Source organism: Mesorhizobium sp. BR115XR7A, assembly GCF_020165315.1.
In the GTDB taxonomy this organism is placed as follows: domain Bacteria; phylum Pseudomonadota; class Alphaproteobacteria; order Rhizobiales; family Rhizobiaceae; genus Mesorhizobium; species Mesorhizobium australicum.
In genome coordinates, this window is record NZ_JAIUHW010000016.1 from 51,359 (window position 1) to 76,776 (window position 25,418).

Below are 25,418 nucleotides of genomic sequence, written 5' to 3' on the forward strand. Positions count from 1 at the left end.
TGTGGGGCGCCAAACCCAATGGAGGTTGCCATGAACAATACAATCGCATCGGTCCAGCATCGGGCAGTGCGGCCGGGTGTGCCCGTCCAACGATCGTCGCATCCGCGCTCCCTGCGAAGCATGGTGGCAAGCTGGCGCGAGCGGACACGCTTTCGCTGGGACCTCAAGCGAATGTCCGAGGTCAGTCCGCATCTGATCGACGATATTGGCCTGACGCAATTGCAGGCCAAGGCTGAGATCGCCAAGCTGCCATTCTGGCAGCGCTAAGGCGAAATGCCGCGACGATCTGGAAACAATCGCCGGCATCATCCCTTTAGCGGCGGGCCGTGTCGTGCCATGATCCCCTATCGGCCGTGGGGGCCGATTCTACATCGGGGGTTTTCCATGTCGTTCACATTCGCGCGCCGGCTCGCCGCCGCGTTTTCGCTTGCCGTCCTGTCTGCATCGGCCGCCCAGGCCGGCGACGTCACCTTCGCTGTCAAGAACAGCCATCCCAACGCCATGCGTCTGGAACTCTATAGCCAGGACCGCGACTATGTCTGGCCTGGCAGTGGCAAGGATTTTTATCTCGACGACGGCGAGACCAAGCAGCTGCCGATTTCCTGCAACGAAGGCGAATCGATCTGCTACGGCGCCTGGGTCGATGGCGATGAGGGCACCTATTGGGGCGTCGGCCCCGGCAACAAGGAAAAATGCGAGGATTGCTGCTACACCTGTAGCGGCGGCGAAACCGAGGAGATCGATCTGGTCCCCTGACCGGTTGCCGGCTTGACGGTTTTCCTGTTCGAGCCATAGCTTGGCCATGCATGCCGCCCAAAATCGGTTCCGGTTTCGGCGCGACGACATGCACCGAAACAAGACCATACCAAGGGCACGCCGCGCCTGTGCATTCAGGCGCGGCGTACTCCAGGCAACAGGAGCACCGCGATGGCCGGCACGGTCGAGGGCGAAAAAATCGACGTCGGGTTTTCCGGCAAGCGCTGCATCCATTCGCGCAATTGCGTGCTCGGCGACCCGCATGTCTTCGTGCCCAACGCGCCGGGCCAGTGGATCCATCCCGAGGCGGCCAGCGTCGAGAAGATCGTCGCACTGGCCGAGAACTGCCCCTCGGGCGCGATCACCTATGCGCGCAAGGATGGCGGCCCGCCGGAAAAGCCGCCCGTGGTCAACACCGTGCGGCTGCGCGAAAACGGCCCGCTGGCGGTGCATGCCGAGATCGTGCTTGGCGCCGAGACGTTTTTCCGCGCCACGCTTTGCCGCTGCGGCGCCTCCCAGAACAAGCCGTTCTGCGACAACAGCCATATCAAGGCGGGCTTTGCCGCCACCGGAGAACCGGCGCTGAAGGACACGCCGGCGCTGGAGGTCCGCGACGGACCGCTGCAGGCGACGCCGACCACGAACGGCCCGCTCAAGCTCGAAGGCAATGTCGAGATCGTCACCGGCACCGGCCACACGATCGACCGCACCACAAAGGTCTTCCTGTGCCGCTGCGGCCACTCGGCCAACAAGCCGTTCTGCGATGGCAGCCACAAGAAGGTTGGGTTTGTGGGATAGATGGGTAGCCGATCTCCCCCACGAGGGGGGAGATCGCTTGTGGCCTATCTCTCCCGGCTTTATCCGCAAGCCGGTATCGGCTAAGGGCAGGCAACCAAACAATCTGCCCGGACTTTCGCCCAAAATGACCGCCAAGACCAAGTCTGCCCCTCTCTTCCTCGGCATCGACACCGGCGGCACCTACACCGATGCCGTGTTGTGGTCCGAGACCGAAGGTCCACGGGAGGGGCCGAACAAGGGCAAGGTGCTGGCCAAGGCCAAGGCGCTGACCACGCGGCATGATCTGGCCGTCGGCATTTCGGGCGCCGTCGATGCGGTGCTGGAAAAGGCGGGTACCAATCCGGCCGACATCAAACTGGTCTCGATGTCGACGACGCTCGCCACCAATGCGCTGGTCGAGGGCCAGGGCGGCCGCGTGGCGCTGGTCATGATCGGCTTTTCCGAGGCCGATCTTGCTCGCGACGGCTTGAAGACGGCACTCGGCACCGACCCGGTGGTGTTTTGTGCGGGCGGTCATGATGTGCATGGCAATGCCGCCAAGCTCGACCTGTCCGGTTTGGAGGCAATGCTGCCGGAACTCGGCGTGTCGGTGTCCGGCTTTGCCGTCTGTGCCTATTTCGCCACCCGCAATCCGGCGCACGAGATCGCCGCCCGCGAGCTGATCCGCGACAGGACCGGCCTCCCGGTTACGGCGAGCCATGAGCTGTCGGCCAAGCTCGGCGGTCCGCGCCGGGCGCTCACCACGCTGCTCAATGCCAGGCTGATCTCGATGATCGATCGGCTGGTGGCGGCGACCGAGGGGTTCCTTCAGGCCCGCAACATCGCCGCTCCCTTGATGGTGGTGCGCGGCGATGGCGCGCTGGTTTCGGCGGCATTTGCCCGCCAGCGGCCGATCGAGACGATCCTCTCCGGCCCCGCCGCCAGCCTGGTTGGCGCCCGCCACATGACCGGGCTCGACAACGCGGTGGTCTCCGACATTGGCGGCACCACCACCGACGTGGCGGTCCTCGATGGCGGCCGGCCGCGGCTCGATCCGGAAGGCGCCACCGTCGGCGGTTTCCGCACCATGGTCGAGGCGGTCGCGATGCGCACTTTCGGCCTCGGCGGCGATTCCGAAGTGATGCTGGAGGATGGCGCGCTCAATCCGAAAATCCTGCTCGGGCCGCGCCGCCTGGTGCCGCTGGCGCTGTCCGGCATGGCGCATGGCGAGGCGGTGACGGCGGAACTCGAACGCCAGTTGCGCGCGCCCAACACAGGCCGCATGGATGGCCGCTTCGCGGTCCGCACCGGCGTGCCCGACAGGCTTGCCGCGGGGCTGACCGCCCCCGAGGCAAAGCTCTACGAAGCGATCGGCGCGACGCCGCTTGCCCTCGACAGGCTGCTGACCTCGAATGCCCAGAATGCCACGCTGAACCGCCTGGTCTCGCGCGGGCTGGTGCATATCTCGGGCTTCACCCCGTCGGACGCCGCGCACGTGCTTGGCAAACAGGCGAACTGGGATGCCGCCGCCGCCCGCCTTGGCGCCGAACTGTTCGCCCGCAAGCGCGACGGCCGTGGCCAGGCGATCGCGGCCTCGCCGGAAGTGATCTCTGAACGGGTGCTCTTGACCCTGACGCGCTGGTCGGCCGAATACATCCTGGAAACCGCTTTTGCCGAGGACGGGCTCGACGGCGCGGCGACGGTGGCGCACGCGCTGGTGCAGCGCGCCGTCGACGCTCACCCCGGCATCGCCCGCCTCAGCGTCGCGCTCGACCGGCCGGTCATCGGGCTCGGCGCTTCGGCGCCGTTGCACTATGCCGGCCTGGCGCCCTTGGTCGGCAATGACTGCGTCGTGCCCCGGGATACCGACGTCGCCAACGCGCTCGGCGCCGTCGTCGGCCAGGTCAGGGTTTCGGCGGAGGCCCGCGTCAGCCAACCCAAGGAAGGCCTGTTCCGGCTTGCCTCGGGTGAGACGGTGCGCGATTTCCTCGACGAGGCGGCGGCGATCGCGGCCGCCGAGGCCGATGTCCGCGCCATTGTCGCCCAGCGGGCTCTTGATGCCGGCACCGACAGCGCCGAGATCGACGTGGCGACGGAGTTCCGGGTCTCGACTGTCGAAGCGCAGCGCATGTTCATCGAAGCGCATATCGTGGCGGTGGCCTCGGGCAGGCCGAGGATCGCGGTTTGAGGAAGAAGAGCATCTCCGCCCTCCTCGGGGAGATTGGCCAACCGCCCAAAATGCCCCACCTACACCCTAAGCTGAATTGACCCTGCACCCCTGACATGCCAAACGCCCGCAAAGCCTTTCATCTGGAGTAGCCTGATGACCGATCGCATCGAGATCGCCGGATTGCGCATTGCCCGCGAGCTGCATGACTTCGTCGTCGACCAAGCTTTGCCCGGCCTCGACATCGAAGCGGCGCGTTTCTGGGACGGGTTCTCGGTCATCGTCCATGATCTGGCGCCCAGGAACCGGGCGCTGCTGGCAAAACGCGATGCCATGCAGGAAAAGCTCGATGGCTGGTATCGCGACAATGGCGCGCCCATCGACATGAACGCTTACAAGGCGTTCCTGAAGGAGATCGGTTATCTCGTGCCGGAAGGGCCGGCCTTCAGCGTCTCGACCGACAATGTCGACCCGGAAATCGCGGTCGTGGCCGGACCGCAGCTGGTGGTGCCGGTGATGAATGCGCGCTATGCGCTCAACGCCGCCAATGCACGCTGGGGCTCGCTCTATGACGCGCTCTATGGCACGGACGCCATCCCCGAAACGGATGGCGCTGAGAAGGGCAAGGGCTTCAACCCGGCGCGCGGCGCCAAGGTCATCGCCTGGACCAAGGACTTTCTCGACCAGTCGGTGCCGCTCACCTCGGGCAAATGGGCAGGGGTCAACGGCCTGTCGATTGCCAACGCCGCCCTGAAGCTCAGCGCCGGCGCCGGCTCGACGACGCTGGCCGATCCCAGGCAATTCATCGGCTATCGCGGCGACGCCGCCAATCCGCAAGCCGTGCTCCTGGTGAAAAACGGGCTGCATGTCGAGATCGTCATCGACCGCGACAACCAGATCGGCCGCACCGATCCGGCTGGCATTGCCGACGTCATCCTGGAATCGGCGCTGACCACCATCCAGGACTGCGAGGATTCGGTCGCGGCCGTGGATGCCGAGGACAAGGTCGTCGTCTACCGCAATTGGCTCGGCCTGATGAAGGGCGACCTCACCGAAGAAATCAGCAAGGGCGGCAAGAGTTTCGTCCGCAAGCTCAGCCCCGACCGCGCCTACATCGCCCCCGCCGGCGGCACGGTGACCGTGCCTGGCCGCTCGTTGATGCTGGTGCGCAATGTCGGCCACCTGATGACCAATCCGGCAATCCTGGACCGCGACGGCAACGAGGTGCCGGAAGGCATCATGGACGCGGCGATGACGGCCCTGATCGCGCTGCACGATGTCGGGCCGAAGGGACGGCGGATGAACTCTCGCGCCGGCTCGATGTATGTCGTGAAACCCAAGATGCATGGCCCGGAGGAAGTCGCCTTCGCCGTCGAGATGTTCGATCGTGTCGAAGTCCTGCTCGGCATGGCCCGGAACACCATCAAGATGGGCATCATGGACGAGGAGCGGCGCACCACAATCAACCTCAAGGAAGCGATCCGCGCCGCGAGGGAGCGCGTGGTGTTCATCAACACCGGCTTCCTCGACCGCACCGGCGACGAGATCCACACCTCGATGGAAGCCGGCCCGATGATCCGCAAGGGTGACATGAAGCAGGCCGCCTGGATTTCCGCCTATGAGGCCTGGAACGTTGACACGGGCTTGGAATGCGGGCTCGCCGGCCACGCCCAGATCGGCAAGGGCATGTGGGCGATGCCCGACTTGATGGCCGCGATGCTGGCCGAGAAGATCGCCCACCCCAAGGCCGGCGCCAACACCGCCTGGGTGCCATCGCCAACGGCGGCGACGCTGCACGCCACGCACTATCACAAGGTCGATGTCCATGCGGTCCAGGCGGCGCTGAAGAGCCGGCCCAAGGCCAAGCTCGACGACATATTGTCGGTGCCGGTGGCCGTGCGGCCGAACTGGACGCCCGACGAGATCCAGCGCGAACTCGACAACAATGCCCAAGGCATTCTGGGCTATGTCGTGCGCTGGATCGACCAGGGCGTCGGCTGCTCCAAGGTTCCCGACATCAACGATGTCGGCCTGATGGAAGACCGCGCCACGCTGCGCATTTCCTCGCAGCACATCGCCAACTGGCTGCGCCACAAGGTCTGCTCGGAAATCCAGGTAATGGATTCCTTGCGGCGCATGGCGGCAATTGTCGATCTGCAAAATGTCGGCGACCCGCTCTACCGGCCGATGGCCGCCGACTTCGACGCTTCCATTGCCTTCCAGGCCGCCTGCGACCTGGTGTTCAAGGGAACAAGCCAGCCCAACGGCTACACCGAGCCTGTGCTGCACAAGCGCAGGCTGGAGCTGAAGGCCCATCAAGGGTAGAACGGTGTCGCGTTGAAAGGGTTTGGAGCGCCGACTGGATGTCGTCGGTCTGCGTCGGCGAAGACGGCGGCGTCAGCCCAGCGGCAATGTCGTGCCGAAGGCGGCAGGCTCTTATGGCTGGATACGGTTCCTTTGCTTTTTTCGGTTAGTGCTGGCTGGAAGGCTCGGGAGCATTGGCATGGCCAACACGATGGCGATCGAAAAGAAACTGTTGAATTCCGTCCATGACCGGGCGGTTTTCCAGCGCCGCGTGCGCATCCTGTCCGACCGGCTGGCCGACGAACTGGGCCCGGCCGGCACCGTTCTCGATCTCGGCTGCGGCGACGGCTCCATCGCCAAGGCGATCATGGAAAAAAAGCCGGGGCTGACGTTTCGCGGCATTGACGTGCTGATCAGGCCGCAAACCCATATCCCGGTAGAACTGTTCGATGGCAGCACCATTCCCGCCGCGAATGGCTCCTATGACTGGGTGACGATTGTCGATGTGCTGCATCATGCCGACCACCCGGGCCATCTCGTGCGCGAGGCGGCCCGCGTGGCGCGCAAGGGCGTTGTCATCAAGGATCACCTGCGCGAAGGCTTCGCGGCCTACCAGACGCTTCGTTTCATGGATTGGGTGGGCAACAAGGGGCACAATGTGCGCCTGCCTTACAACTATCTCTCCAAGGCCGAGTGGGACGCCATTTTTGCCGCCGCGGGTATCACACCCCGCACCTGGCGTGAGAAGCTGTCGCTCTATCCGTTCCCGGCCAGCGTGTTTTTCGACCGTCGCCTGCATTTCATCGGGACCTTGCGATAGCTAACCGGAGCTGCGCGGAACGCGGCTACGCCGCCTGCGCCATACGCTCCGAACTCATGCGATAGGAAATCGCTTCGGCCAGATGGATGCGGCCGACACATTCGCTGGCGTCGAGGTCGGCGAGCGTGCGCGCCACTTTGAGCACCCGGTGGTAGGCCCGCGCCGAAAAGGCGAGTTTTTCGCTGGCATCCTTGAGCAGCGACAGGCCTGCGGCGTCCGGCATGGCGATCGTCTCGATGACGGCAGGAGAACAATGCGCGTTGGTGGTGGCGCTGTTGACGCCGAGCCGCTCGAAACGCTCGCGCTGGATGGTGCGGGCACGCGCCACGCGCGACGCCACGTCGGCGCTCTTTTCCGCTCGATCCGGCCGGATCAGGTCGCTGGCCGAGACCGCCGGCACTTCGATCCTGAGATCGATGCGGTCGAGCAGCGGACCTGAAATGCGCGCCTGGTAATCGGTGCGGCAACGATCGCCGCGCAGGCAGCGATAACCCGGTTCGCCGGCCATGCCGCAGCGGCACGGGTTCATCGCCGCCACCAGCTGGATGCGGGCCGGATAGGTGACGCGATGGTTGGCCCGTGCGATCATGCAGTCGCCGGTTTCAAGCGGCTGGCGCAGCGCATCGAGCGTCTGCGGCGTGAATTCGGGGAACTCGTCGAGGAACAGCACGCCGTGATGAGCGAGCGACACCTCGCCCGGCCGCGCGCGCAGGCCGCCGCCCACCATCGCCGCCATCGAGGCCGAATGGTGCGGGGCGCGGAACGGCCGCCGGTCGGTCAGCTTGCCTTCGCCGAGTTCGCCAGCCACCGAGGCGATCATCGAGACTTCGAGCAGTTCCTTCGGCGCCAGTGGCGGCAGGATCGACGGCAGGCGCTGCGCCAGCATCGATTTGCCTGAGCCTGGCGGACCGATCATGAGCAGATTGTGTCCGCCGGCGGCCGCCACTTCCAGCGCCCGCTTCGCCGTCTCCTGGCCCTTGATGTCGGCAAGGTCGGGCAGGTCGCGCGGTGCGGCGCGGATGCCGGCCTCCGGGCGCGACAGCACCTGCGTGCCGCGGAAATGATTGGCGATCGCAATCAGGCTGCGCGGCGCGAGAATGTCGAATTCCCGCCCCGCCCAGGCCGCTTCCGGCCCGCAGGCGAAGGGACAGATCAGCCCTTTGCCTTCGGCATTGGCGCCGATCGCCGCCGGCAAGGCACCGGCAACGGCGGTGATCGTACCGTCGAGCGACAGCTCGCCCAGCACGACATAGCCAGCCAGCATGTCGCCCGGAATGGCGCCAAGGGCTGCCATCAAGCCAAGCGCGATCGGCAGATCGTAGTGGCTGCCTTCCTTCGGCAGATCGGCGGGCGCCAGGTTGACGGTCACCTTCTTCGACGGCATCGACAGGCCCGACGCATGCAATGCCGCCTGCACCCGCTCGCGGCTTTCCGCCACCGCCTTGTCTGGCAGGCCGACGATATGCATGTTGACCTTGCCGGGCGCGATCATCACCTGCACGTCGACCGGCACTGCCTCGATGCCCTGGAAAGCGACCGTACGAACCCGCGCCACCATTGTCTGCCCCCGATGCCGGCTCGCCCTTGCCCCTTAACGGGCCGCGAGCGACGTCAACGCAAGACAACCACAGATTTCAGCCCAGGGCAAGAACATTACAGGAACAAGTGAGGTGAGCGCATGGAGCGACTACTGGCTGGTGCATTCCGAAAGCCGCCGCAACACGCCTAAGATCAAGCTGTTCCGAGATTGGGTCCCAGACGGCTGACGTCAGGGAGAGCGCGAACAGCGCCGGCTCTGAGGCGCCACTCTTGATCAAATCGGGAACATTGGCGCAACCGGTAGCCGCACAGGTTGCGCGCCGGTTGTGCCCGGCTGCAAAAGCGGAACATGGTTAACACAAACTGAAAACAAATTATGTCCGCTTCCCCTCCACCACGTCCCAGAACAGGCTGGCGATGTCGGCGCCGCCGAAGCGCTTGACCTCGCGCACGCCGGTCGGCGAGGTGACGTTGATCTCGGTCATGTAGTCGCCGATGACGTCGATGCCGACCAGGATGAAGCCGCGCTCTTTCAGCGACGGCCCGATGCGGGCACAGATTTCGCGCTCGCGTGTCGTCAACTCGGTCTTCTCGGCGCGGCCGCCGACATGCATGTTGGAGCGGGAGTCGTGCTCGGCCGGCACCCGGTTGATGGCGCCGACCGGCTCGCCGTCGATCAGAATGATGCGTTTGTCGCCCTTGCGCACATCCTTCAGGTAACGCTGCACGATATAGGGCTCGCGAAACATCTGGCCGAACATTTCGAGCAGCGAGGCGAGATTGCGGTCGGCTTCAAGCATGTGGAAGATGCCGGCGCCGCCATTGCCGTAGAGCGGCTTGACGATGATGTCGCCGAATTCCTTGCGGAAGGCGGCGACTTCGAGCGGATCCTTGGTGATCAGCGTGTCCGGCATCAGGTCCGGGAACTCGGTGACGAAAATCTTTTCCGGGCTGTTGCGCACCCAGGCCGGGTCGTTGACGACCAGCGTCTTTGGATGGATGCGCTCGAGGATGTGGGTCGTGGTGATGTAGTTCATGTCGAAGGGCGGGTCCTGGCGCAGCAGGACGACGTCCATTTCGGACAAGTCGGTGCGCACCTTTTCGCCCAGCGAATAGTGGCTGCCCTTTTCGTCGCGCACCGTCATCTCCTCGACGCGGGCAAACACCTTGCCGTCGCGCATCGACAGCCGGTCGGGCGTGTAGTGGAACAGCTGGTGACCGCGCCGCTGCGCCTCCAGCGACAGGGCGAACGAGGTGTCGCCGGCGATCGACACGGTGGAGACATGGTCCATCTGGACGGCGATTTTCAACTTCATGGCAGGTCCCCAGCATAGTCGACGCAAGCGATATAAGCGTCGCGGCGCGTTCTGCCAATCGCGACGTTTTGAACATTGGGATCAGCAAGGCGCGTCTGCCGGTTGCAGACAAGACGAGGACTGACATCATCGCTTTCTTAAGCCTTGCCGTGCGACGGTAAGCTTCGAATGCAGCCGGCCGACCTGACGCAGCGCCGGGCACCCGATGGAACGACGATCATGAACGCGCTCACTGCCGTCCGCGCAGCCTCGACCCAGCAGCTCGAACTCACCATCCTGATGCCATGCCTCAACGAGGCCGAGACGCTCGCCGTCTGCATCGGCAAGGCCAAGGCCTTTCTCGACCAATCCGGCATAGCGGGCGAGGTGCTGATCGCAGACAATGGCAGCACCGACGGCTCGCGGGAGATCGCAGCGCAAGGCGGTGCTCGTGTCGTCCCGGTGGCGCAGAAGGGCTATGGCGCGGCCCTTCTGGGCGGCATCGCTGCCGCCAGGGGACGCTTCATCATCATGGGCGATGCCGATGACAGCTATGATTTCGGTGCACTGGAGGCATTCGTGGCGCGGCTGCGCGGCGGCGCCGACCTGGTCATGGGCAACCGCTTCCACGGCGGCATAGAGGCTGGCGCCATGCCGGCTCTGCATCGCTATCTCGGCAATCCGGTGCTGAGCTTCGTCGGCCGCCTGTTCTTCCGCATCAAGACCGGCGACTTCCACTGCGGCCTGCGCGGCTTCAACGCCGGCAGCATCAGGAAGCTCGATCTGCAGACCACCGGGATGGAATTCGCCAGCGAAATGGTGGTGCGCAGCGCGCTTGCCGGGCTGCGCATCGAGGAAGTGCCGACCACGCTCAAGCCCGACGGCCGCAGCAGGCCGCCGCATCTCAGGACCTGGCGCGACGGCTGGCGGCATCTCAAATTCCTGCTGGTCTACAATCCGCGCTGGATGTTCTTCATTCCAGGGGCGGTGCTTTCCGGCCTCGGCACGCTGTTCGCGGCGCTGCTGGTGTTCGGCCCCTTGCGGGTGGTCGACAATCTTTCGCTCGATCTCAACACCTTCGTCGCCGCCTGTTTCATGATCGTCACCGGCATCCAGCTCATCACCTTCGGTGCCATTTCGCGATACTATGCCGAAATTACCGGCATCCTGCCGCCAAGCCGCGGGTCGGACTGGCTGACCAGGACCATCAGCACCGACCGTCTCGCCGCCAATGCCGGCATCTGCTTTGCCGCCGGCTTCCTGTTCTGCCTCTATGCCGTGGCGCGCTGGGCCCATCTCGGCTTCGGTCCGCTGAACGATTCCGAAATTCCGCGCATCGTCGTGCTGGGCTTGAGCCTGATCGTCATTTCGTTCCAGGTCTTCTTTTCGGCATTCCTGCTCGGTGTGCTGGAGATACCTGTCAAGCGGCTGAAGGCCGGGCTGTCGCGGGAAACGACGGCACGCGAGCAACAATGACCGACGTGCTGCCGGCGCTTGTCCAGGCGCGCCCGTTCCGCTTCATGGTGGTGGGCATCGGTGCGGCGGGATTGTTTTTCGCGCTCTCGTGGCTGCTGGTTTCGCTGGGCGTTCCGCCGTTCGCCGGTAGTGCCATGGCTTATGCGACGGCGTTCGTCATTGCCTATCGGGCGCAACGGGGCTGGACGTTCGGTGCGGAACACGATCACAAGGTCGCGTTCCCGCGCTATCTTACCCTGCAAGCCGGATGCGCCGCTTTTGCCGGCCTCGTCTCGCAGGTGGCGGTGACGCATTTCGGCCTGTCGCCCGTCGCCATGTCGGCGCTGACGACGGTCGTGACAAGCACCATCAGTTATCTGGTCTCGAGGCTTTGGGTGTTTCCGGCGCGCGGCCACGGCTATCCCGGGAAAATGACCGCTGGCCATGCCGCGATGACTTCCAAGGACACCGCCCGTCCCCCCTGGCGGGCGGACATGGTGGCGGCGCTGCTCGCGGCCCTGGTGCCGCTCACGGTCTATGCCGTGACCGGATTTCCGCAACTGGCCAACCCGGCGGGCGACAATGACAGCCTGCTGCAACTGGTCGAGGTCCGCGATCTTCTGGCCGGCCAGGGCTGGTTCGACCTGCACCAGTACAGGATGGGACTGGACGGCGGCTTCGTCATGCATTGGTCGCGGCTGCTCGACGCGCCACTGGCCCTTGGCGTCCTTGCCGTATCGGCCCTGACGGGCAACGTCGCCCTGGCTGAACAGGTCGTGCAGGTGGCCTGGCCTGCCCTGCTGTTCTGGCTGGCGGTCTTCTCCATTATCCGCGCCGCGCGCGCTTTCGCCGGCGGCCACGCTGTCCTGCCCGCCGCCGTCGTCGGTGGCGCCGCGCTCTATTACCTCGGCATTTTCTCCCCAGGTTCGCTGGATCATCACAATGTGCAGCTGATGCTGATCCTGGCGAGCCTTGCCTTGCTGCTCGAGGCTCCCTTGCTGCGGCCGGCCGCCTTGCTTTCGGGCATCTGCGCCACGCTGAGCGTGGCCATCGGCATGGAAAGCGCTCCCTACGCCGGAACCCTTGGCGCCGCTGTCGCGCTGCTGTTCCTTGGCAATGGTGCTCGGGAAAGGCTGACCGCGAGGGACTTTGGCCTGGGCGTCGCCGCTGTTTCGGCTCTCGTCTTCGTCGCCACCGTCCCGGCATCCGCATGGACCCAGGCACAGTGCGACACATTTTCGATTGTGCAGTTCGCCGTCGCCGGACTTGCCGGCGCGGGGCTGGCGGCCATCGCCTCGTGGAAGGCCGCCAGTGCCACTGTCGCCGGCCGCCTGGCCTCGCTCGGCCTGCTTGGGCTAGCCCTTGCGGCTGTGGTTGTATTCCTGTTCCCGCAATGCCTGGCCTCGCCCTATGCCAACCTCGATCCGCGCCTGAAGGAGATGTGGCTCAGCCATATCGACGAGGCGCAGCCGCTGTTCCAGATCGTCACCAATGATCCGGCCAGAGCGGTGGCACGGTTTGCCACGCCGTTGGTGGCCATCATCCTGATGGCGCTCCGCGTCGGCCATGGCTGGCGTCGGCAGGACAGCCTTGTCGGCTCGCTGCTGGTTATGGCGTTCCTGGTCAGCGCCTGGGAAGTTCGCGGCTCGACCTTCTCCATCGCCTTCGCGGTGATCCCGCTTGCGGCATGGATCGCCTGCTGGCGGCAGCGTGCGCAAACCAGTCCGTCCAACAGCGCCGCACTCAGGATGGCCGCGGCCTGGCTGATATCGGTAAATGCAATCTGGGCAGGCGCTGCCGGGGCGGCGTCGAGTGCTTTCCAAACCGACGCGGCTGCCACCGGTGCCAAGGCCGCAGACACGGCTTGCCTCGGCAAGGCATCGTTCGCGGCGCTCGGCCGGATGCCGGCCACAACCGTGCTTTCACTCTCGAATCTTGGCTCGCCGATACTGGCCTTTACTGGTCACCGCGTGCTGGCCGGACTCTACCACCGCAACGTCGCCGGAAATCTGGTCGCGCTTGATGCCTTGCTGGGCTCGGATGCCGATGCCAGAACCGTTGTCGAAAGGCATCATGTCGGCCTTGTCGCACTCTGCCGTGGCAACGCGGAAAGCCGCCTGCTCATGGCCAGGGCACCGGACGGTTTCCTGGCCAGGTTGATGAGCGGGGACGTGCCGGACTGGCTGGAGCCGGTGGCGGAGACCAAGGGAAGACCCCTGGAACTGTATCGCGTCAAGCCAAACGGCTGAAAATCCAAGTGCTTGACGGATTTTGTAGCCGGCTTCACGAAGCTATCCGGCTTACGGTTTGGGCACGGCTCACGGCGAAAGCCGGACCCCGTTTTTCGGGATCATGCTCCGGCTACAAAAATCGGTCCGTGGGATACGTTTCCTAAAGGGTTTGCTGCCAGTCTGGAAATAAATTCCGACGACAAAAGCAGGGACGAACAGGGACACCGATGCAAACTCCGTTTGGCACCGGTCAGGCAAACAGGGAAAGCACGGATCTGGCGTTCACCGATTCGTTGACCGGGCTTGGCAATCATCGCCGCTTCTTCGACAAGGTCGATCGCCTGATCAGCGACCGTTCCGACGATCCCGCGCCCTTCACGGTCGGCATTCTCGACCTCGATGGTTTCAAGCCGATCAACGACCTGTTCGGCCACAAGGCCGGCGACGACATCCTGATCCAGGTGGCGATGCGGCTGCGCGCCTCGATGGATGGCCATTCGACGGTCTGCCGCATCGGCGCCGACGAATTCGCCTTCCTCTACCCGCTGGTGTTCTCGGAGGAGGCGGCGGCGGAAAAATCCCGCATGCTGATCGAGATCCTGTCGGCGCCCTACGATGTCGGCGAACGCACCGCCAGGCTCTCGGCCTCGGTCGGCTGCTCATTGTTCTATTCCGGCGACGAGACCACCGAGATCCTCATCAACAAGGCCGAAACGGCGCTCTACCATGCCAAGCGCTCCGGCCGCGGCCGCGTCGTCGTCTACACCCGCGAGATGGAGGAGGCCGCCAAGCGCGTCACCCGCATCGAACAGGCGCTGCGCCGCGCCGTCTCGGCCGGCGAGGTGGAGCCGCATTTCCAGCCGATCGTCGATCTCACCACGCGCCGCACCATCGGCTTCGAGACGCTGGCGCGCTGGACAGACCGCGACCTCGGCTCGGTGCCGCCGACCGTCTTCATCCCCATCGCCGAGGAGCGCGGCATCATCGGCCCGTTGTCGCAGCTTGTGCTGCGCAAGGCCACGGAGGCCGCCAGGAGCTGGCCGAAAGACCTGTTCCTGTCCTTCAACCTGTCGCCCTCGCAGCTCGTCGACCAGAACACCGGCTTGCACATATTGGCGATCCTCGACCGTACCGGCTTCGACCCGCGCCGGCTGGAGATCGAGATCACCGAGACCGGCCTGATGAACGACCCGGCCTCGGCCGCGCAGATCGTCGAGGATCTGCGCCGCGTCGGCATTCGTGTCTCGCTCGACGATTTCGGCACCGGCCAGTCCTCGCTCGGTCGCCTGCGCGAATTCCATTTCGACAAGCTCAAGATCGACCGCGCCTTCGTCTCCTCCATTCTCGACGACCGGCCGTCCGAACACATCATCCGCGCCATCCTCGCCATGTGCGAAGGGCTTGGCATGGACGTGGTCGCCGAAGGCATCGAAGAGGAGGCGCAGGCCGATCGGCTGGTCCAGTTCGGTTGCGCCGGCGGGCAGGGCTATCTGTTCGGCAAGCCGGCCGATGCCGACGCGACATTGGGCTACCTCCGTGATTCCTTCCGTGGCGCCTTGCGCGCCAAGGCGATCTGAGCGGCAGGTTTCGGCCCTGCCCGCGATGCGGCGATGCCGCCTGGCGGGGTCGAGCGCGGGCGCGATCGCCTTTTTGTCAGACATAAGGCCCGAAATCGGTCTTTTCGCCCTTGCCCGCCGGACGTGTCTGGCTAGGATGCGCGCCGGTTGACCCGGGAGACGAAAAATCATGATGCCATCGGCGCGTTTTGCCGACCTCGAAGGCGCTTCGGTGCTGATCACCGGCGGCGGCTCCGGCATCGGCGCGGCATTGACCGAAGGGTTCATGCGCCAGGGCGCCAAGGTCGCCTTCATCGACATCGCCGACAAGCCGAGCATCGCACTCGCCGACCGTATCGAGGAAGAGCTCGGCCGTCGGCCGCTCTATCTCAGGACCGATCTGCGCGATATCGAAGCACTGCGGGCGTCCGCCGCGAAGGCGGCCGAAGCGCATGGCGACGTCACCGTGCTGGTCAACAACGCCGCCTGGGACGAACGTCACGCCGTCGAAGACGTGACGGTGGAGTTCTGGGACAATAACCAGGCGATCAACCTGCGGCCGCATTTCTTCACCGCGCAGGCGGTGGCGCCGGGCATGAAGCGCGCCGGCGGCGGCTCAATCATCAATTTCACCTCGACGTCCTATCTGATCAATCATCCCGACCTGCCGGCCTACACCGCCGCCAAGGCCGGCATCCTCGGCCTCACCAAGGGGTTGGCCGGCAAGCTCGGGCCCGACCGCATCCGCGTCAATGCCATCGCGCCCGGCTGGGTGATCACCGAGCGGCAGAAGCAGCTCTGGGTCACTGAACAGGCGCTTGCCGCCCATGTCGCCAAGCAGTGCATCAGGGACGTCATGCGGCCGGACGACATGGTCGGCACGGTGCTGTTCCTGGCCTCGGATGCCTCGCGCATGCTGACCGCGCAGATGCTGATCGTCGATGGAGGTTTCCTGTGAGCCCGGGGTTTGCCAGCAGCGTGCCGGCAGTCGCGGCGCTCGATTGGGGCACGACCCGGCTTCGGGCCTGGCTGATCGACGGCGGCGGCAAGGTGCTTGCCGAGCGGCGCGGCGACGATGGCCTGATCACCGCGCGCGAAAAGGGCTTCGCCAACGTTCTGGAGGGCCATCTGGCAGCGATGGGCGCGCCGGAGGAATTGCCAGTCATCATCTGCGGCATGGCCGGCTCCCGCCAGGGCTGGCTGGAGGCGCCCTATGTCGGCGTGCCGTCGCCGCTCGGAGCCATTCTCGGCGGCGCCGCTAGGGTGCCCGGGCAGAAGCGCGACATCCGCATCATTCCCGGCCTTGCCCAGCACCTGGCCGACGCGCCCGATGTCATGCGCGGCGAGGAAACGCAGCTTGCCGGCGCCGGCCTGCCCGCCAGGGGCCGCGAACTGGTCTGCATGCCCGGCACGCATTCGAAATGGGTGCTGGTCGAGGACGGCGCCGTCGCCGGCTTCGGCACCTGGCCGACGGGCGAGCTGTTTTCAGTGCTTGCCGCGCACTCGATCCTGCGCCATTCGCTGGGTGAACATCCGAGCCCGGTTGCTCCAGACAATCCGTTCTTCCGCCGCTGGTGCGAAACAGCGCTGGCCGATGGCGGCGACGTCACCTCTCGGCTGTTTGCCATCCGCGCCGCCGGCCTGCTCCAGGATCTCCAGGCCGATAATGCCGCCGCCTGCCTGTCCGGCTTGCTGATCGGCGGCGAGATCGCGTCGGCCCGGCGCCGGCATGGCGCCGGCGCGACATCGGTCGTGCTGGTTGCCTCGGGCGCGCTGGCCGGGCTCTACCAGGCCGCCCTTGGCCTCGGCGGGCTTGGTGTGCGGACAGTCGACGCGGACGAGGCTGTACGCGCCGGTCTCGTCGAGGCCGCGCGGGAGAATGGCATGATTGCCAGAAGTGGAGCCGCCATATGACCGAGACCGCACCCTTTCCAAAACTTAAGCGCGGTCTGGTCGCCATCCTGCGCGGCCTCAAGGCAAGCGAGGCGATCGCCATCGGCCAGGCATTGTTCGATGCCGGCATCGAGGCTATCGAGGTGCCGCTCAATTCGCCCCAGCCGTTTTCGTCGATCGCCAGGCTTGTTCAAGTGCTGCCGAAGACAGCTTTGGTCGGCGCCGGCACGGTGCTGACCGCGGCCGACGTCGATAGTCTTCACGCGGCCGGCGGACAACTGCTGGTCAGCCCCAACATCGATGCCGAGGTGATGGGCCGCGCCGCGCATTACGGCATGGTCACCATGCCTGGCGTGTTCACTCCCACCGAGGCCTTCCAGGCGATCCGGCTCGGTGCCTCGGCGCTGAAATTCTTCCCCGCCAGCGTGCTCGGCGCATCGGGCATTTCCGCGATCCGGGCGGTGCTGCCGGCGCAGACGCTGGTCGGCGCGGTCGGTGGCGTTTCGGAAAAGGACTTTGCCGGCTACAAGGCGGTTGGCGTGACGGTCTTCGGGCTCGGCTCCAGCCTGTTCAAGCCAGGCATGAGCGTCGACGATGTGGCGGCGCGCGCCCACGCAGCCGTCACTGCCTGGGATGCGGTATTCGGAGAAGCATGATGAGTGAACCGATCGTTTCCGTCTTTTCCGATCATGTCTGCCAGCTCGGCGAAGGGCCAAGTTACGATCCCGGCACGGATGCGCTGTTCTGGTTCGACATCGTCAACAGCCAGCTCCTGGAAAAGCCCTTGGCCGGCGGCGCGCTGAAAATCCACGAGCTTGGCCAGATGGCAAGCGCGATCGCCATCATCGATGACAAGCGACAGCTGATCGCCACCGAAACCGGGCTTTTTGTCCGCGACGTCGCCACCGGCGGAATGACGCTGCACACCGCCATCGAGGCCGACAACCCGGTCACCCGATCCAACGATTCCCGCGTCCATCCCTGCGGTGCCTTGTGGGTCGGTACCATGGGCAAGGGCGAGGAGAAGGGCGCGGGCTCGATCTACTGGTTTTTCAAAGGCGAACTGCGCCGCCTGTTTTCGGATATCACCGTCTCGAACTCGATCTGCTTTTCATCAGACGGCGCGCTTGCTTACTACACCGACACCTCGACCGGATTGCTGATGCGCGTTGCCTGCGATCCGGCGACCGGCCTGCCCGTTGGCGAGCCGAAGATCTTCGTCGACCACCGCTCGGCCAAGGGCTATATCGACGGTTCGGTGCTCGACCGCGACGGCATCCTGTGGAACGCCGTCTGGGGTGGCAGCGTCATCGAGGCCTATGGGCCGGACGGCAAGCTCGTCCGCACGGTCGCCATGCCGGTGACGCAGCCATCCTGCCCGGCCTTCGTCGGCAGGAATGCCGATCGGCTGGCCGTGACCTCGGCCTGGTCGGGCAAGAATGAAAAGCAGCGTCTGCTCGACCTGCAGGGCGGCATGACCTTCCTGCTCGACATTCCTGTCAATGGCCGCCTGGAACCCCGCGTCCTGATCGCCTGACATTGCCGGACGCGAGCCCCGAGGCCTTGGTCTCAATCCTGGCGCTGTCACGCAGGCGTCCGGCGCGCGTCGATTTCGCGAAAGCCGATCGTGCGGGCCGTGCGATGGTAGGTCATCGCACCGTCGGGAAACCGCCACATCATGCCAACGCACAAGCCGAAACTGGTCCTTGTCCACGAGCCTGAAAAGGCTTGTTTCGACCGCTTGCTCGCCGACGGTCATGCATCGCGGCGTGCCGCCGAAATCTCGTCCTATCTGGCGCAGTCGACCGATCTCGCTCTCGAATTCGATGCGCTGGCCGCCGCCTGCGAGGCGCGCGGCCTGTCCTTTGCGCCGGTGGTGCTCGACGATGCCGCCAAGGTGCTCGACGGTGAGGATCCGCGGACCACACTGGTCTGGACGCTGACCGACGGCGTCGCCTATTTCCGTGGCGGCGCGGCACCCGCTTTGGCAAGACTGAGCGGATTCAACACCATCGGCGCCGACGATTCGCTGTTCGCGCTCTGCCAGGACAAGTTCCGCTCCGGCGCCGTGCTTGGCGCGCTCGGCCTTCCGGTGCCGCAGGCCGGTCTCGCGCGGGATGGCGAATGGCTGGTCGAGGCGCCGGCCTCCGCCGCCGGCTGGTTCGTCAAGCCCAACCGCCTCGGCGCCAAGATCGGCATCTGGCCGGATTCGCGCGTAACCGATCTCGCTCACGCGCTGGAGCTTAGCCGGCGTGTTTTCGCCTGTTATCGCGACGATGTCGTGGTCCAGCCCTATGTCTCCGGCCGCAACGTCCGCGCCAGCTTCCTTGGGCTGATGCCGGATACCGGGGTCGAAGCGCTCGGCGTCGCCTTTGTCGAGTCGGGAGGTGATTTCCAGACCATGGAAGACAGTTTGGCGCTCTATGGCGAGACCGGCGAGGCGGCGAAGGCTGCCGGGCAATACGCCGAACCCGAACTCGCTGTGGTCGCGGACAGCCAGCCGGCGGCCGATGCGAGGATCAAGGGGATCGCCGAACGGCTGATCACCGGGCTCGGCCTGCGCGATGTGTTTTCCATGGACCTGCGCGTCGAGGCCGACGACACGGTTCACCTGATCGAATTCGAGGTCTGTCCCGGCCTGCCCTGCTTCGACTTCCGCGCCTATTGCCGCCAGCAATGGGGGTTGAGCTTGGCCGACGCGATGGCTGAAACCGCGGCGAACAGGCTTTTGCGCTAGATACCCTCGACCAAGACGATCTCGCCGTCGGCGACCTTCTGACGGATGGCCACCGCGCGCTGATATTCCGGCGAGTGGTAGCAGTCATGCGCGGCGGCGAGCGATTCGAACTCGATGAGCACATTGCGCGCCCGCCCTGGGCCCTCGGCTTTCTCATGCTCGCCGCCGCGGGCCAGGAATTTCGCGCCGAAGCGCTCGAAAGCTGGTTTTGCCGCCGCGACGTAATCCTTGTAGCCTTCGGCGTCGCGCACATCGACGCGGGCGATCCAGTATCCCTTCGGCATTGTTCTCTCCCTTATTCTACGCGGAGCGCATTTCGTCGAGGATCGCCTGCGCTGCCGCGCGGCGGTCGTTTGCCGCGACGATCGGGCGGCCCACCACAAGATGGCTGGCGCCGTTGCGGACCGCTTGCGCCGGCGTCACCACGCGTTTCTGGTCGCCATGGTCGCTCCCCGTCGGTCGGATGCCCGGCGTCACCACTGCCATGTCCGGGCCGACGATGCGGCGCACCGCTTCGGCTTCCGCGGCCGAGCAGACGATGCCGCCCATGCCGGCATGGAGCGCCTGTTCGGACCGCCGCAGCACCAGCGTGTGCGGGTCATATTCATAGCCAACGTCGATCATGTCCTGCTCGTCCATCGAGGTCAGCACGCTGACGGCGAGCAGGCAAAGCTCGCTGCCGCGCGCCGCCTCCACCGCCGCCTGCATCGCCTTGGGATAGGCGTGGATGGTCAGCATGGTCATGCCCATCCTGACGATGTTCTCGACGCCCTTGGCCACCGTGTGGTCGATGTCGAGCAGCTTCATGTCGAGGAAGATTTTCTTCCCACCGCTGGCCAGCTCCCTGGCGAAGTCGAAGCCGCCGGCAAAAGCCAGCTGATAGCCGATCTTGTAGAAGGAGACGATGCCGTCGAGCTCGCGCACCGCCTGCTCGGCCTCCTTCACGGTCGGCACGTCGAGGCCGACGATCAATCGCTCCTGCATGGAATGAGGCTGCAGGGTTGCGGCGGTCACGCCTCGACCCTGGTCGACAGCATGCGCGAGGTTTCGATCAGCGTGCGGCATAGGTGCTCCATCGATTTGTGCAGTCTTTCGTCACGGAAATGGCCGTCCCCGTCGAAGGCGTCGCCACCCTCCGGCACCGAGCATTCCGGTGTCACCACTTCCATCTGGCAGCGCACCAGCACGGCACGCAAATGGTTGATGCAGCGGATGCCGGCGAAGCGCCCGTTGGAGGACGAGCAGAGGCCGGCGACCTTGCCGGCAAGTGGCCTGACGGACCGGCCGCCATCCCCTCGCACCCGGCTCACCCAGTCGATCGTATTCTTGAGCAGCGGCGGGATCGAACCGTTATATTCCGGCGTCGCGATTAGCAGCCCGTCATGGGCTGATATCAGCCGCGCCAGCTTCTGGGCGTTTTCAGGAACGCCGTTTTCCTTTTCCAGGTCCTCGTCGAGGATCGGCAAGGGGTAATCGGCAAGCGAAATACGGGTCACCTCGGCACCTTGCACCGCAAGTTCCTTCTGCGCCACGTCGGCGGTCCTGCCGCTATAGGCGCCGCTGCGCACCGAGCCGGCGAAGACGAGGATTTTCGGGATCACTGCCATTGGCCACCCTTGTTCTGGGACACGTACAGCCAAGGTTCGATCAAATCAACGGCTGGATGGGGGGAAGGGCAGTAGGGCAGTAGGGCAGTAGGGCAGTAGGGCAGTAGGGCAGTAGGGCAGTAGGAATGGTTCCCTGGCCAATCTTTTCCCCCTACTCCCCTACTGCCTTCTCTTCTAATGCGCCTCGCGCCGGTAGATCCACAGCTGCGTCGGCGGGATGTTGCGGAAGATGAAGTCGAAATGCTTCACCGTGTAGTCGCCGCGGCCGGCCGGGATCGGCGACATCGGACCATAGGTCAGCTGCACGATCGGCCGTCCGACCGGAATGCGGTCGAGCAGGCTCTCGATATAGGCGATGCGCTGGGCGACCGGGAAATTGAGCAGCGGCACGCCGGAAACGACGCTGTCGAAGATCATCCCGCTCCTCTCGCCAAGCGTGGCGTTGAGGTTGAAGGCATCGCCCTCGATGACGTTGACGCCGGGGTAGAGCTGGCGCAGGTGGCGCACGAAATCGGTGGAATATTCGATCGCGTAGAGGTTTTCGGGCCGCACGCCCTGGGCGAGGATGGCGCGGGTGATGACACCGGTGCCGGGGCCGACCTCGAGCACCGGCAGGCCGGACTTGGGATTGACGATCGAGGCCATCTTGCGCGCGGTGATCGAGCTGGTCGGAACGATCGAGCCGACCGTCTTCGGCTTGTCGATCCAGCCCTTGAAGAATTTGAGTTCATCGTCGAACTTCTCGGCAAACGCCTTCCGCAGTCCGTGACCACGTGCCATGCAAGCTCTCCTCAGCGCGCCCCTTGAAACTACTTAACATCTGGATGACGCAAGGCAAGGCGCGGCCTTGCCTATGGCGTGGATAAGATAGTTTTCGTCGCGTCTCAACGCTCGCCGAAAGACTCGAAAAAGTCCTTCATGCGGGCGAAAAAGCCGCTCGATTGGGGCGAATTGTCCTGCGAGGAAAGCTGTTCGAACTCTTCCAGCAATTCGCGCTGGCGACGCGACAGGTTCTGCGGCGTCTCGACCGCGGTCTGGATGTAGAGGTCGCCGACATTGGGCTGGCGCAGCACCGGCATGCCCTTGCCCTTGAGCCTGAACTGGCGTCCGTTCTGCGTACCTTCGGTCACCTTCACCTTGGTCTGCGTGCCGTCGAGCGTCGTCACCTCGAAGGAGCCGCCAAGTGCGGCGGTGGTCATCGAGATCGGCACCTTGCAATAAAGATCGGCGCCGTCGCGCTGGAAGAATTCGTGCGGCTTGACCGCCAGAAAGATATAGAGGTCGCCCGATGGCCCGCCGCGCAGCCCGGCCTCACCCTCATTGGCCAGGCGGATGCGGGTACCGTCCTCGATGCCGGCCGGGATGTTGACCGACAGCGAACGCTCCTCGGTGACACGGCCCTGGCCGGCGCATTTCGGGCAGGGATCCTTGATTGTCTGGCCACGGCCCTGGCATTGCGGGCAGGTCCGCTCGATCGAGAAAAATCCTTGCGTGGCGCGCACCTTGCCGTGGCCGTTGCACATCGAGCAGGTGACCGGCTGGGTGCCCGGCTTGGCGCCGCTGCCAGAGCATTCGGTGCAGGAGATCGAAGCCGGCACGCGGATTTGCGCGGTCTTTCCCGCGAAGGCTTCCTCCAGCGAAATTTCCATGTTGTAGCGCAGGTCGGCGCCGCGCTCGCGGCCACCGGAAGAGCGGCGCTGGCGGCCGCCCATCATGTCGCCGAAAATGTCCTCGAAGATGTCGGCGAAGCCGCCGGCGCCAAAGCCCTGCGCGCCATTCATCCCACCCTGCTCGAAGGCGGCGTGGCCGAAACGGTCATAGGCCGCGCGCTTCTGCGGGTCCTTCAGCGTCTCGTAGGCTTCGTTGATTTCCTTGAACTTGTGCTCGCAGGAATGATCGCCGGGGTTGCGGTCGGGATGGAATTGCATGGCCAGCTTGCGAAAAGCGCTCTTGAGCTCCTTCTCGTCGGCGCCCTTCTGCACGCCCAGCGTTTCGTAGAAATCAGCTTTCATTTTTTCCCGCAGTCCGGATGCTCAACGTCTTGATGCAATGTTGCGTCGGTTGCCGGCACGTTGTTTCGATTTAGGAGCGGTGCTGCCCGTATGCTAGGGCCGGCGCGAACTTGTCCGTGGTTTTCAGTGGTTTTTTCGGCGGTGCTCGCACTTTTTTCAGCGAGGGTTGCAAAAAAGCCCGGCCTTGCGCCGGGCTTTTCGCATTATCTTGCCGTCAAGCCGCTCAGGCCGACTTCTTCTTGTCGTCGTCTTCGTCGATTTCTTCGAAATCGGCGTCGACCACGTCAGAGTCCTTGGCGGCATCCGCCTTGGCGTCGGCTTCCGCCGCTTCCTTCTGCGAGGCCTCGTACATGGCCTGGCCAAGCTTCATGGAAGCTTCGGCAAGCACCTGGCTCTTGGCCTCGATGTCGGCCGGATCGTCGCCCTCGGCAGCGGCCTTCAGCGCCGCGATCGCGTCCGAAATCGCCGTGCGCTCGGTCTCCGAGACCTTGTCGCCATATTCCTTCAGCGACTTCTCCGACGAATGCACCAGCGCTTCGGCCTGATTGCGGGCCTCGACCACGGCGCGACGCTTCTTGTCGGTATCGGCATTGGCCTCGGCATCCTTGACCATCTTCTCGATGTCGGCGTCGGAAAGTCCACCCGAAGCCTGGATGCGGATCTGGTGCTCCTTGCCGGTGCCCTTGTCCTTGGCCGAGACGTTGACGATGCCGTTGGCGTCGATGTCGAACGTGACCTCGATCTGCGGCACGCCGCGCGGCGCCGGCGGAATGCCGACCAGGTCGAACTGGCCGAGCGCCTTGTTGTCGGCGGCCATTTCACGCTCGCCCTGGAAGACGCGGATGGTCACGGCGGACTGGCTGTCTTCGGCCGTCGAGAACACCTGGCTCTTCTTGGTCGGGATCGTCGTGTTGCGCTCGATCAGCCGGGTGAACACGCCGCCCAGCGTCTCGATGCCGAGCGACAGCGGCGTCACGTCGAGCAACAGCACGTCCTTGACGTCGCCCTGCAGCACGCCGGCCTGGATGGCGGCACCGAGTGCGACGACCTCATCCGGGTTGACGCCCTTGTGCGGCTCCTTGCCGAAGAACTGCTTCACGATCTCCTGGATCTTGGGCATGCGGGTCATGCCGCCGACCAGGACCACTTCGTCGATCTCGCCAGCCTTCAAGCCGGCATCCTTGAGCGCCGCCTTGCAGGGCTCGATGGTGCGCTGGACGAGGTCTTCGACCAGGCTTTCGAACTTGGCGCGCGTAAGCTTGAGCGTCAGGTGCTTCGGTCCGGTCGCGTCGGCGGTGATGAAGGGCAGGTTGATTTCGGTCTGCGTCGTCGACGACAGCTCGATCTTGGCCTTTTCGGCCGCCTCCTTGAGGCGCTGCAGGGCGAGCTTGTCGTTCTTCAGGTCGATGCCCTGTTCCTTCTTGAACTCGGCCGCCAGATACTCGACCAGGCGCATGTCGAAGTCCTCGCCGCCGAGGAACGTGTCGCCATTGGTCGACTTCACCTCGAACACGCCGTCGCCGATTTCGAGCACCGAAATGTCGAAGGTGCCGCCGCCAAGGTCGTAGACGGCAATGGTCTTGCCTTCCTTCTTGTCGAGGCCATAGGCGAGCGCTGCCGCTGTCGGCTCGTTGATGATGCGCAGCACTTCCAGGCCGGCGATCTTGCCGGCGTCCTTGGTGGCCTGGCGCTGGGCGTCGTTGAAATAGGCCGGAACGGTGATGACCGCCTTCTCGACCTTCTCGCCGAGATAGGCTTCCGCCGTTTCCTTCATCTTCTGCAGGATCATGGCCGAGATCTGCGAGGGCGACTGCTTCTTGCCGCCGGCCTCGACCCAGGCATCGCCATTGTCGCCCTTGACGATCTTGTAGGGGACAAGCTTCTTGTCCTTCTCCGTCACCGGATCGTCATAGCGGCGGCCGATCAGGCGCTTGACCGCGAAGATGGTGTTTTCAGGATTGGTGACCGCCTGGCGCTTGGCCGGCTGGCCAACGAGACGTTCGCCGTCGCCCGAGATGGCGACGATGGAAGGCGTCGTGCGCGCGCCTTCCGCATTCTCGATTACCTTCGGCTCCTTGCCATCCATGATGGCGATGCACGAGTTGGTGGTGCCGAGATCGATACCGATTACTTTTGCCATTTTTCTAGTCTCTCCGCTAAGCAGGCTCTCAGGACCCGGTAAGGCGTTCCGACGAAAGCCCCTGTTCACAAGAAATACCGTCCGCCCACCGGTTCTCCGGCGCCGCACGGCTTGGCGCGTATATAAGAA

General features: G+C 64.8%; 22 protein-coding genes. 14 read left to right on the forward strand and 8 right to left on the reverse strand.

From position 1 onward, the window contains the following. Positions 1–30 precede the first annotated feature (30 nt). From LB557_RS27510 to LB557_RS27535, 6 genes are all read left to right on the forward strand, one after another. Positions 31–267, forward strand: coding sequence for a DUF1127 domain-containing protein (locus LB557_RS27510; protein ID WP_015314698.1), 237 nt, complete (start codon positions 31–33; stop codon positions 265–267). A gap of 117 nt (positions 268–384) precedes the next feature. Continuing rightward, positions 385–756, forward strand: a complete 372-nt coding sequence (locus tag LB557_RS27515) for a hypothetical protein (protein WP_140824613.1) — start codon at positions 385–387, stop codon at positions 754–756. A gap of 171 nt (positions 757–927) precedes the next feature. Continuing rightward, positions 928–1,554, forward strand: a complete 627-nt coding sequence (locus LB557_RS27520) for a CDGSH iron-sulfur domain-containing protein (protein ID WP_015314696.1) — start codon at positions 928–930, stop codon at positions 1,552–1,554. A 124-nt stretch (positions 1,555–1,678) separates the two neighbouring features. Next, entirely contained in the window at positions 1,679–3,721 is a 2,043-nt protein-coding gene (locus LB557_RS27525) for a hydantoinase/oxoprolinase family protein (protein ID WP_224642023.1), read from the forward strand. A gap of 135 nt (positions 3,722–3,856) precedes the next feature. Beyond that, entirely contained in the window at positions 3,857–6,025 is a 2,169-nt protein-coding gene (locus LB557_RS27530; protein ID WP_224642025.1) for a malate synthase G, read from the forward strand. A gap of 178 nt (positions 6,026–6,203) precedes the next feature. Then, positions 6,204–6,824, forward strand: coding sequence for a class I SAM-dependent methyltransferase (locus tag LB557_RS27535; RefSeq protein ID WP_140619811.1), 621 nt, complete (start codon positions 6,204–6,206; stop codon positions 6,822–6,824). A gap of 25 nt (positions 6,825–6,849) precedes the next feature. Here the strand turns inward: LB557_RS27535 and LB557_RS27540 are convergent, their stop codons facing one another. Together LB557_RS27540 and gshB are read right to left on the reverse strand one after the other, a co-directional pair. Next, positions 6,850–8,382 carry a YifB family Mg chelatase-like AAA ATPase gene (locus tag LB557_RS27540; RefSeq protein WP_224586814.1) on the reverse strand — a complete coding sequence of 511 codons (1,533 nt, stop codon included), beginning with the start codon at positions 8,380–8,382 and terminating at the stop codon, positions 6,850–6,852. A 355-nt stretch (positions 8,383–8,737) separates the two neighbouring features. Next, positions 8,738–9,679, reverse strand: a complete 942-nt coding sequence (gene gshB, locus LB557_RS27545; protein ID WP_140711959.1) for a glutathione synthase — start codon at positions 9,677–9,679, stop codon at positions 8,738–8,740. A gap of 219 nt (positions 9,680–9,898) precedes the next feature. Between gshB and LB557_RS27550 the strand changes: the two genes are divergently transcribed. The 8 genes from LB557_RS27550 to LB557_RS27585 all read left to right on the forward strand — a co-directional run bounded on the left by LB557_RS27550 (position 9,899) and on the right by LB557_RS27585 (position 19,530). Then, complete coding sequence (locus LB557_RS27550) at positions 9,899–11,134, forward strand: glycosyltransferase family 2 protein (protein WP_140660291.1); 1,236 nt, start codon at positions 9,899–9,901, stop codon at positions 11,132–11,134. Continuing rightward, on the forward strand, positions 11,131–13,362 hold the full coding sequence (locus tag LB557_RS27555; RefSeq protein WP_224642027.1) for a GtrA family protein: 2,232 nt from the start codon (positions 11,131–11,133) through the stop codon (positions 13,360–13,362). The genes LB557_RS27550 and LB557_RS27555 overlap by 4 nt, the downstream gene beginning before the upstream one ends. 209 nt (positions 13,363–13,571) lie before the next feature. After that, positions 13,572–14,921 carry a putative bifunctional diguanylate cyclase/phosphodiesterase gene (locus tag LB557_RS27560; RefSeq protein WP_224642029.1) on the forward strand — a complete coding sequence of 450 codons (1,350 nt, stop codon included), beginning with the start codon at positions 13,572–13,574 and terminating at the stop codon, positions 14,919–14,921. Between the two features lie 169 nt (positions 14,922–15,090). After that, positions 15,091–15,858: an SDR family NAD(P)-dependent oxidoreductase gene (locus LB557_RS27565; RefSeq protein WP_015314674.1), complete on the forward strand. Its 768-nt coding sequence runs from the start codon at positions 15,091–15,093 to the stop codon at positions 15,856–15,858. After that, the gene (locus LB557_RS27570; RefSeq protein WP_224642031.1) at positions 15,855–16,814 is read left to right on the forward strand and encodes a 2-dehydro-3-deoxygalactonokinase; all 960 of its coding nucleotides are present in this window, start codon (positions 15,855–15,857) and stop codon (positions 16,812–16,814) included. Before LB557_RS27565 ends, LB557_RS27570 begins: the two co-directional genes overlap by 4 nt. Next, positions 16,811–17,449, forward strand: coding sequence for a 2-dehydro-3-deoxy-6-phosphogalactonate aldolase (locus tag LB557_RS27575; RefSeq protein ID WP_224599552.1), 639 nt, complete (start codon positions 16,811–16,813; stop codon positions 17,447–17,449). The genes LB557_RS27570 and LB557_RS27575 overlap by 4 nt, the downstream gene beginning before the upstream one ends. Beyond that, positions 17,449–18,330, forward strand: coding sequence for an SMP-30/gluconolactonase/LRE family protein (locus LB557_RS27580; RefSeq protein ID WP_224642033.1), 882 nt, complete (start codon positions 17,449–17,451; stop codon positions 18,328–18,330). The genes LB557_RS27575 and LB557_RS27580 overlap by 1 nt, the downstream gene beginning before the upstream one ends. Before the next feature lie 141 nt (positions 18,331–18,471). Continuing rightward, positions 18,472–19,530 (forward strand): D-alanine:D-lactate ligase-like protein, encoded by a 1,059-nt coding sequence (locus tag LB557_RS27585; protein ID WP_224642035.1) that lies wholly within the window; start codon positions 18,472–18,474, stop codon positions 19,528–19,530. Here the strand turns inward: LB557_RS27585 and LB557_RS27590 are convergent. The 6 genes from LB557_RS27590 to dnaK all read right to left on the reverse strand — a co-directional run bounded on the left by LB557_RS27590 (position 19,527) and on the right by dnaK (position 25,289). Beyond that, complete coding sequence (locus LB557_RS27590; RefSeq protein ID WP_023781950.1) at positions 19,527–19,814, reverse strand: DUF1330 domain-containing protein; 288 nt, start codon at positions 19,812–19,814, stop codon at positions 19,527–19,529. The genes LB557_RS27585 and LB557_RS27590 overlap by 4 nt on opposite strands. Before the next feature lie 16 nt (positions 19,815–19,830). Beyond that, positions 19,831–20,514, reverse strand: coding sequence for an orotidine-5'-phosphate decarboxylase (gene pyrF, locus LB557_RS27595; RefSeq protein ID WP_263496884.1), 684 nt, complete (start codon positions 20,512–20,514; stop codon positions 19,831–19,833). Positions 20,515–20,540: 26 nt separating this feature from the next. Further along, the gene (locus tag LB557_RS27600; protein ID WP_224642039.1) at positions 20,541–21,137 is read right to left on the reverse strand and encodes an NADPH-dependent FMN reductase; all 597 of its coding nucleotides are present in this window, start codon (positions 21,135–21,137) and stop codon (positions 20,541–20,543) included. Between the two features lie 174 nt (positions 21,138–21,311). After that, positions 21,312–21,917 carry a phospholipid N-methyltransferase PmtA gene (pmtA, locus tag LB557_RS27605; RefSeq protein ID WP_140619794.1) on the reverse strand — a complete coding sequence of 202 codons (606 nt, stop codon included), beginning with the start codon at positions 21,915–21,917 and terminating at the stop codon, positions 21,312–21,314. A 104-nt stretch (positions 21,918–22,021) separates the two neighbouring features. Further along, positions 22,022–23,149 (reverse strand): molecular chaperone DnaJ, encoded by a 1,128-nt coding sequence (gene dnaJ / locus LB557_RS27610; RefSeq protein WP_015314665.1) that lies wholly within the window; start codon positions 23,147–23,149, stop codon positions 22,022–22,024. A 223-nt stretch (positions 23,150–23,372) separates the two neighbouring features. After that, on the reverse strand, positions 23,373–25,289 hold the full coding sequence (dnaK, locus tag LB557_RS27615) for a molecular chaperone DnaK (RefSeq protein ID WP_140619792.1): 1,917 nt from the start codon (positions 25,287–25,289) through the stop codon (positions 23,373–23,375). Positions 25,290–25,418: the final 129 nt, after the last annotated feature.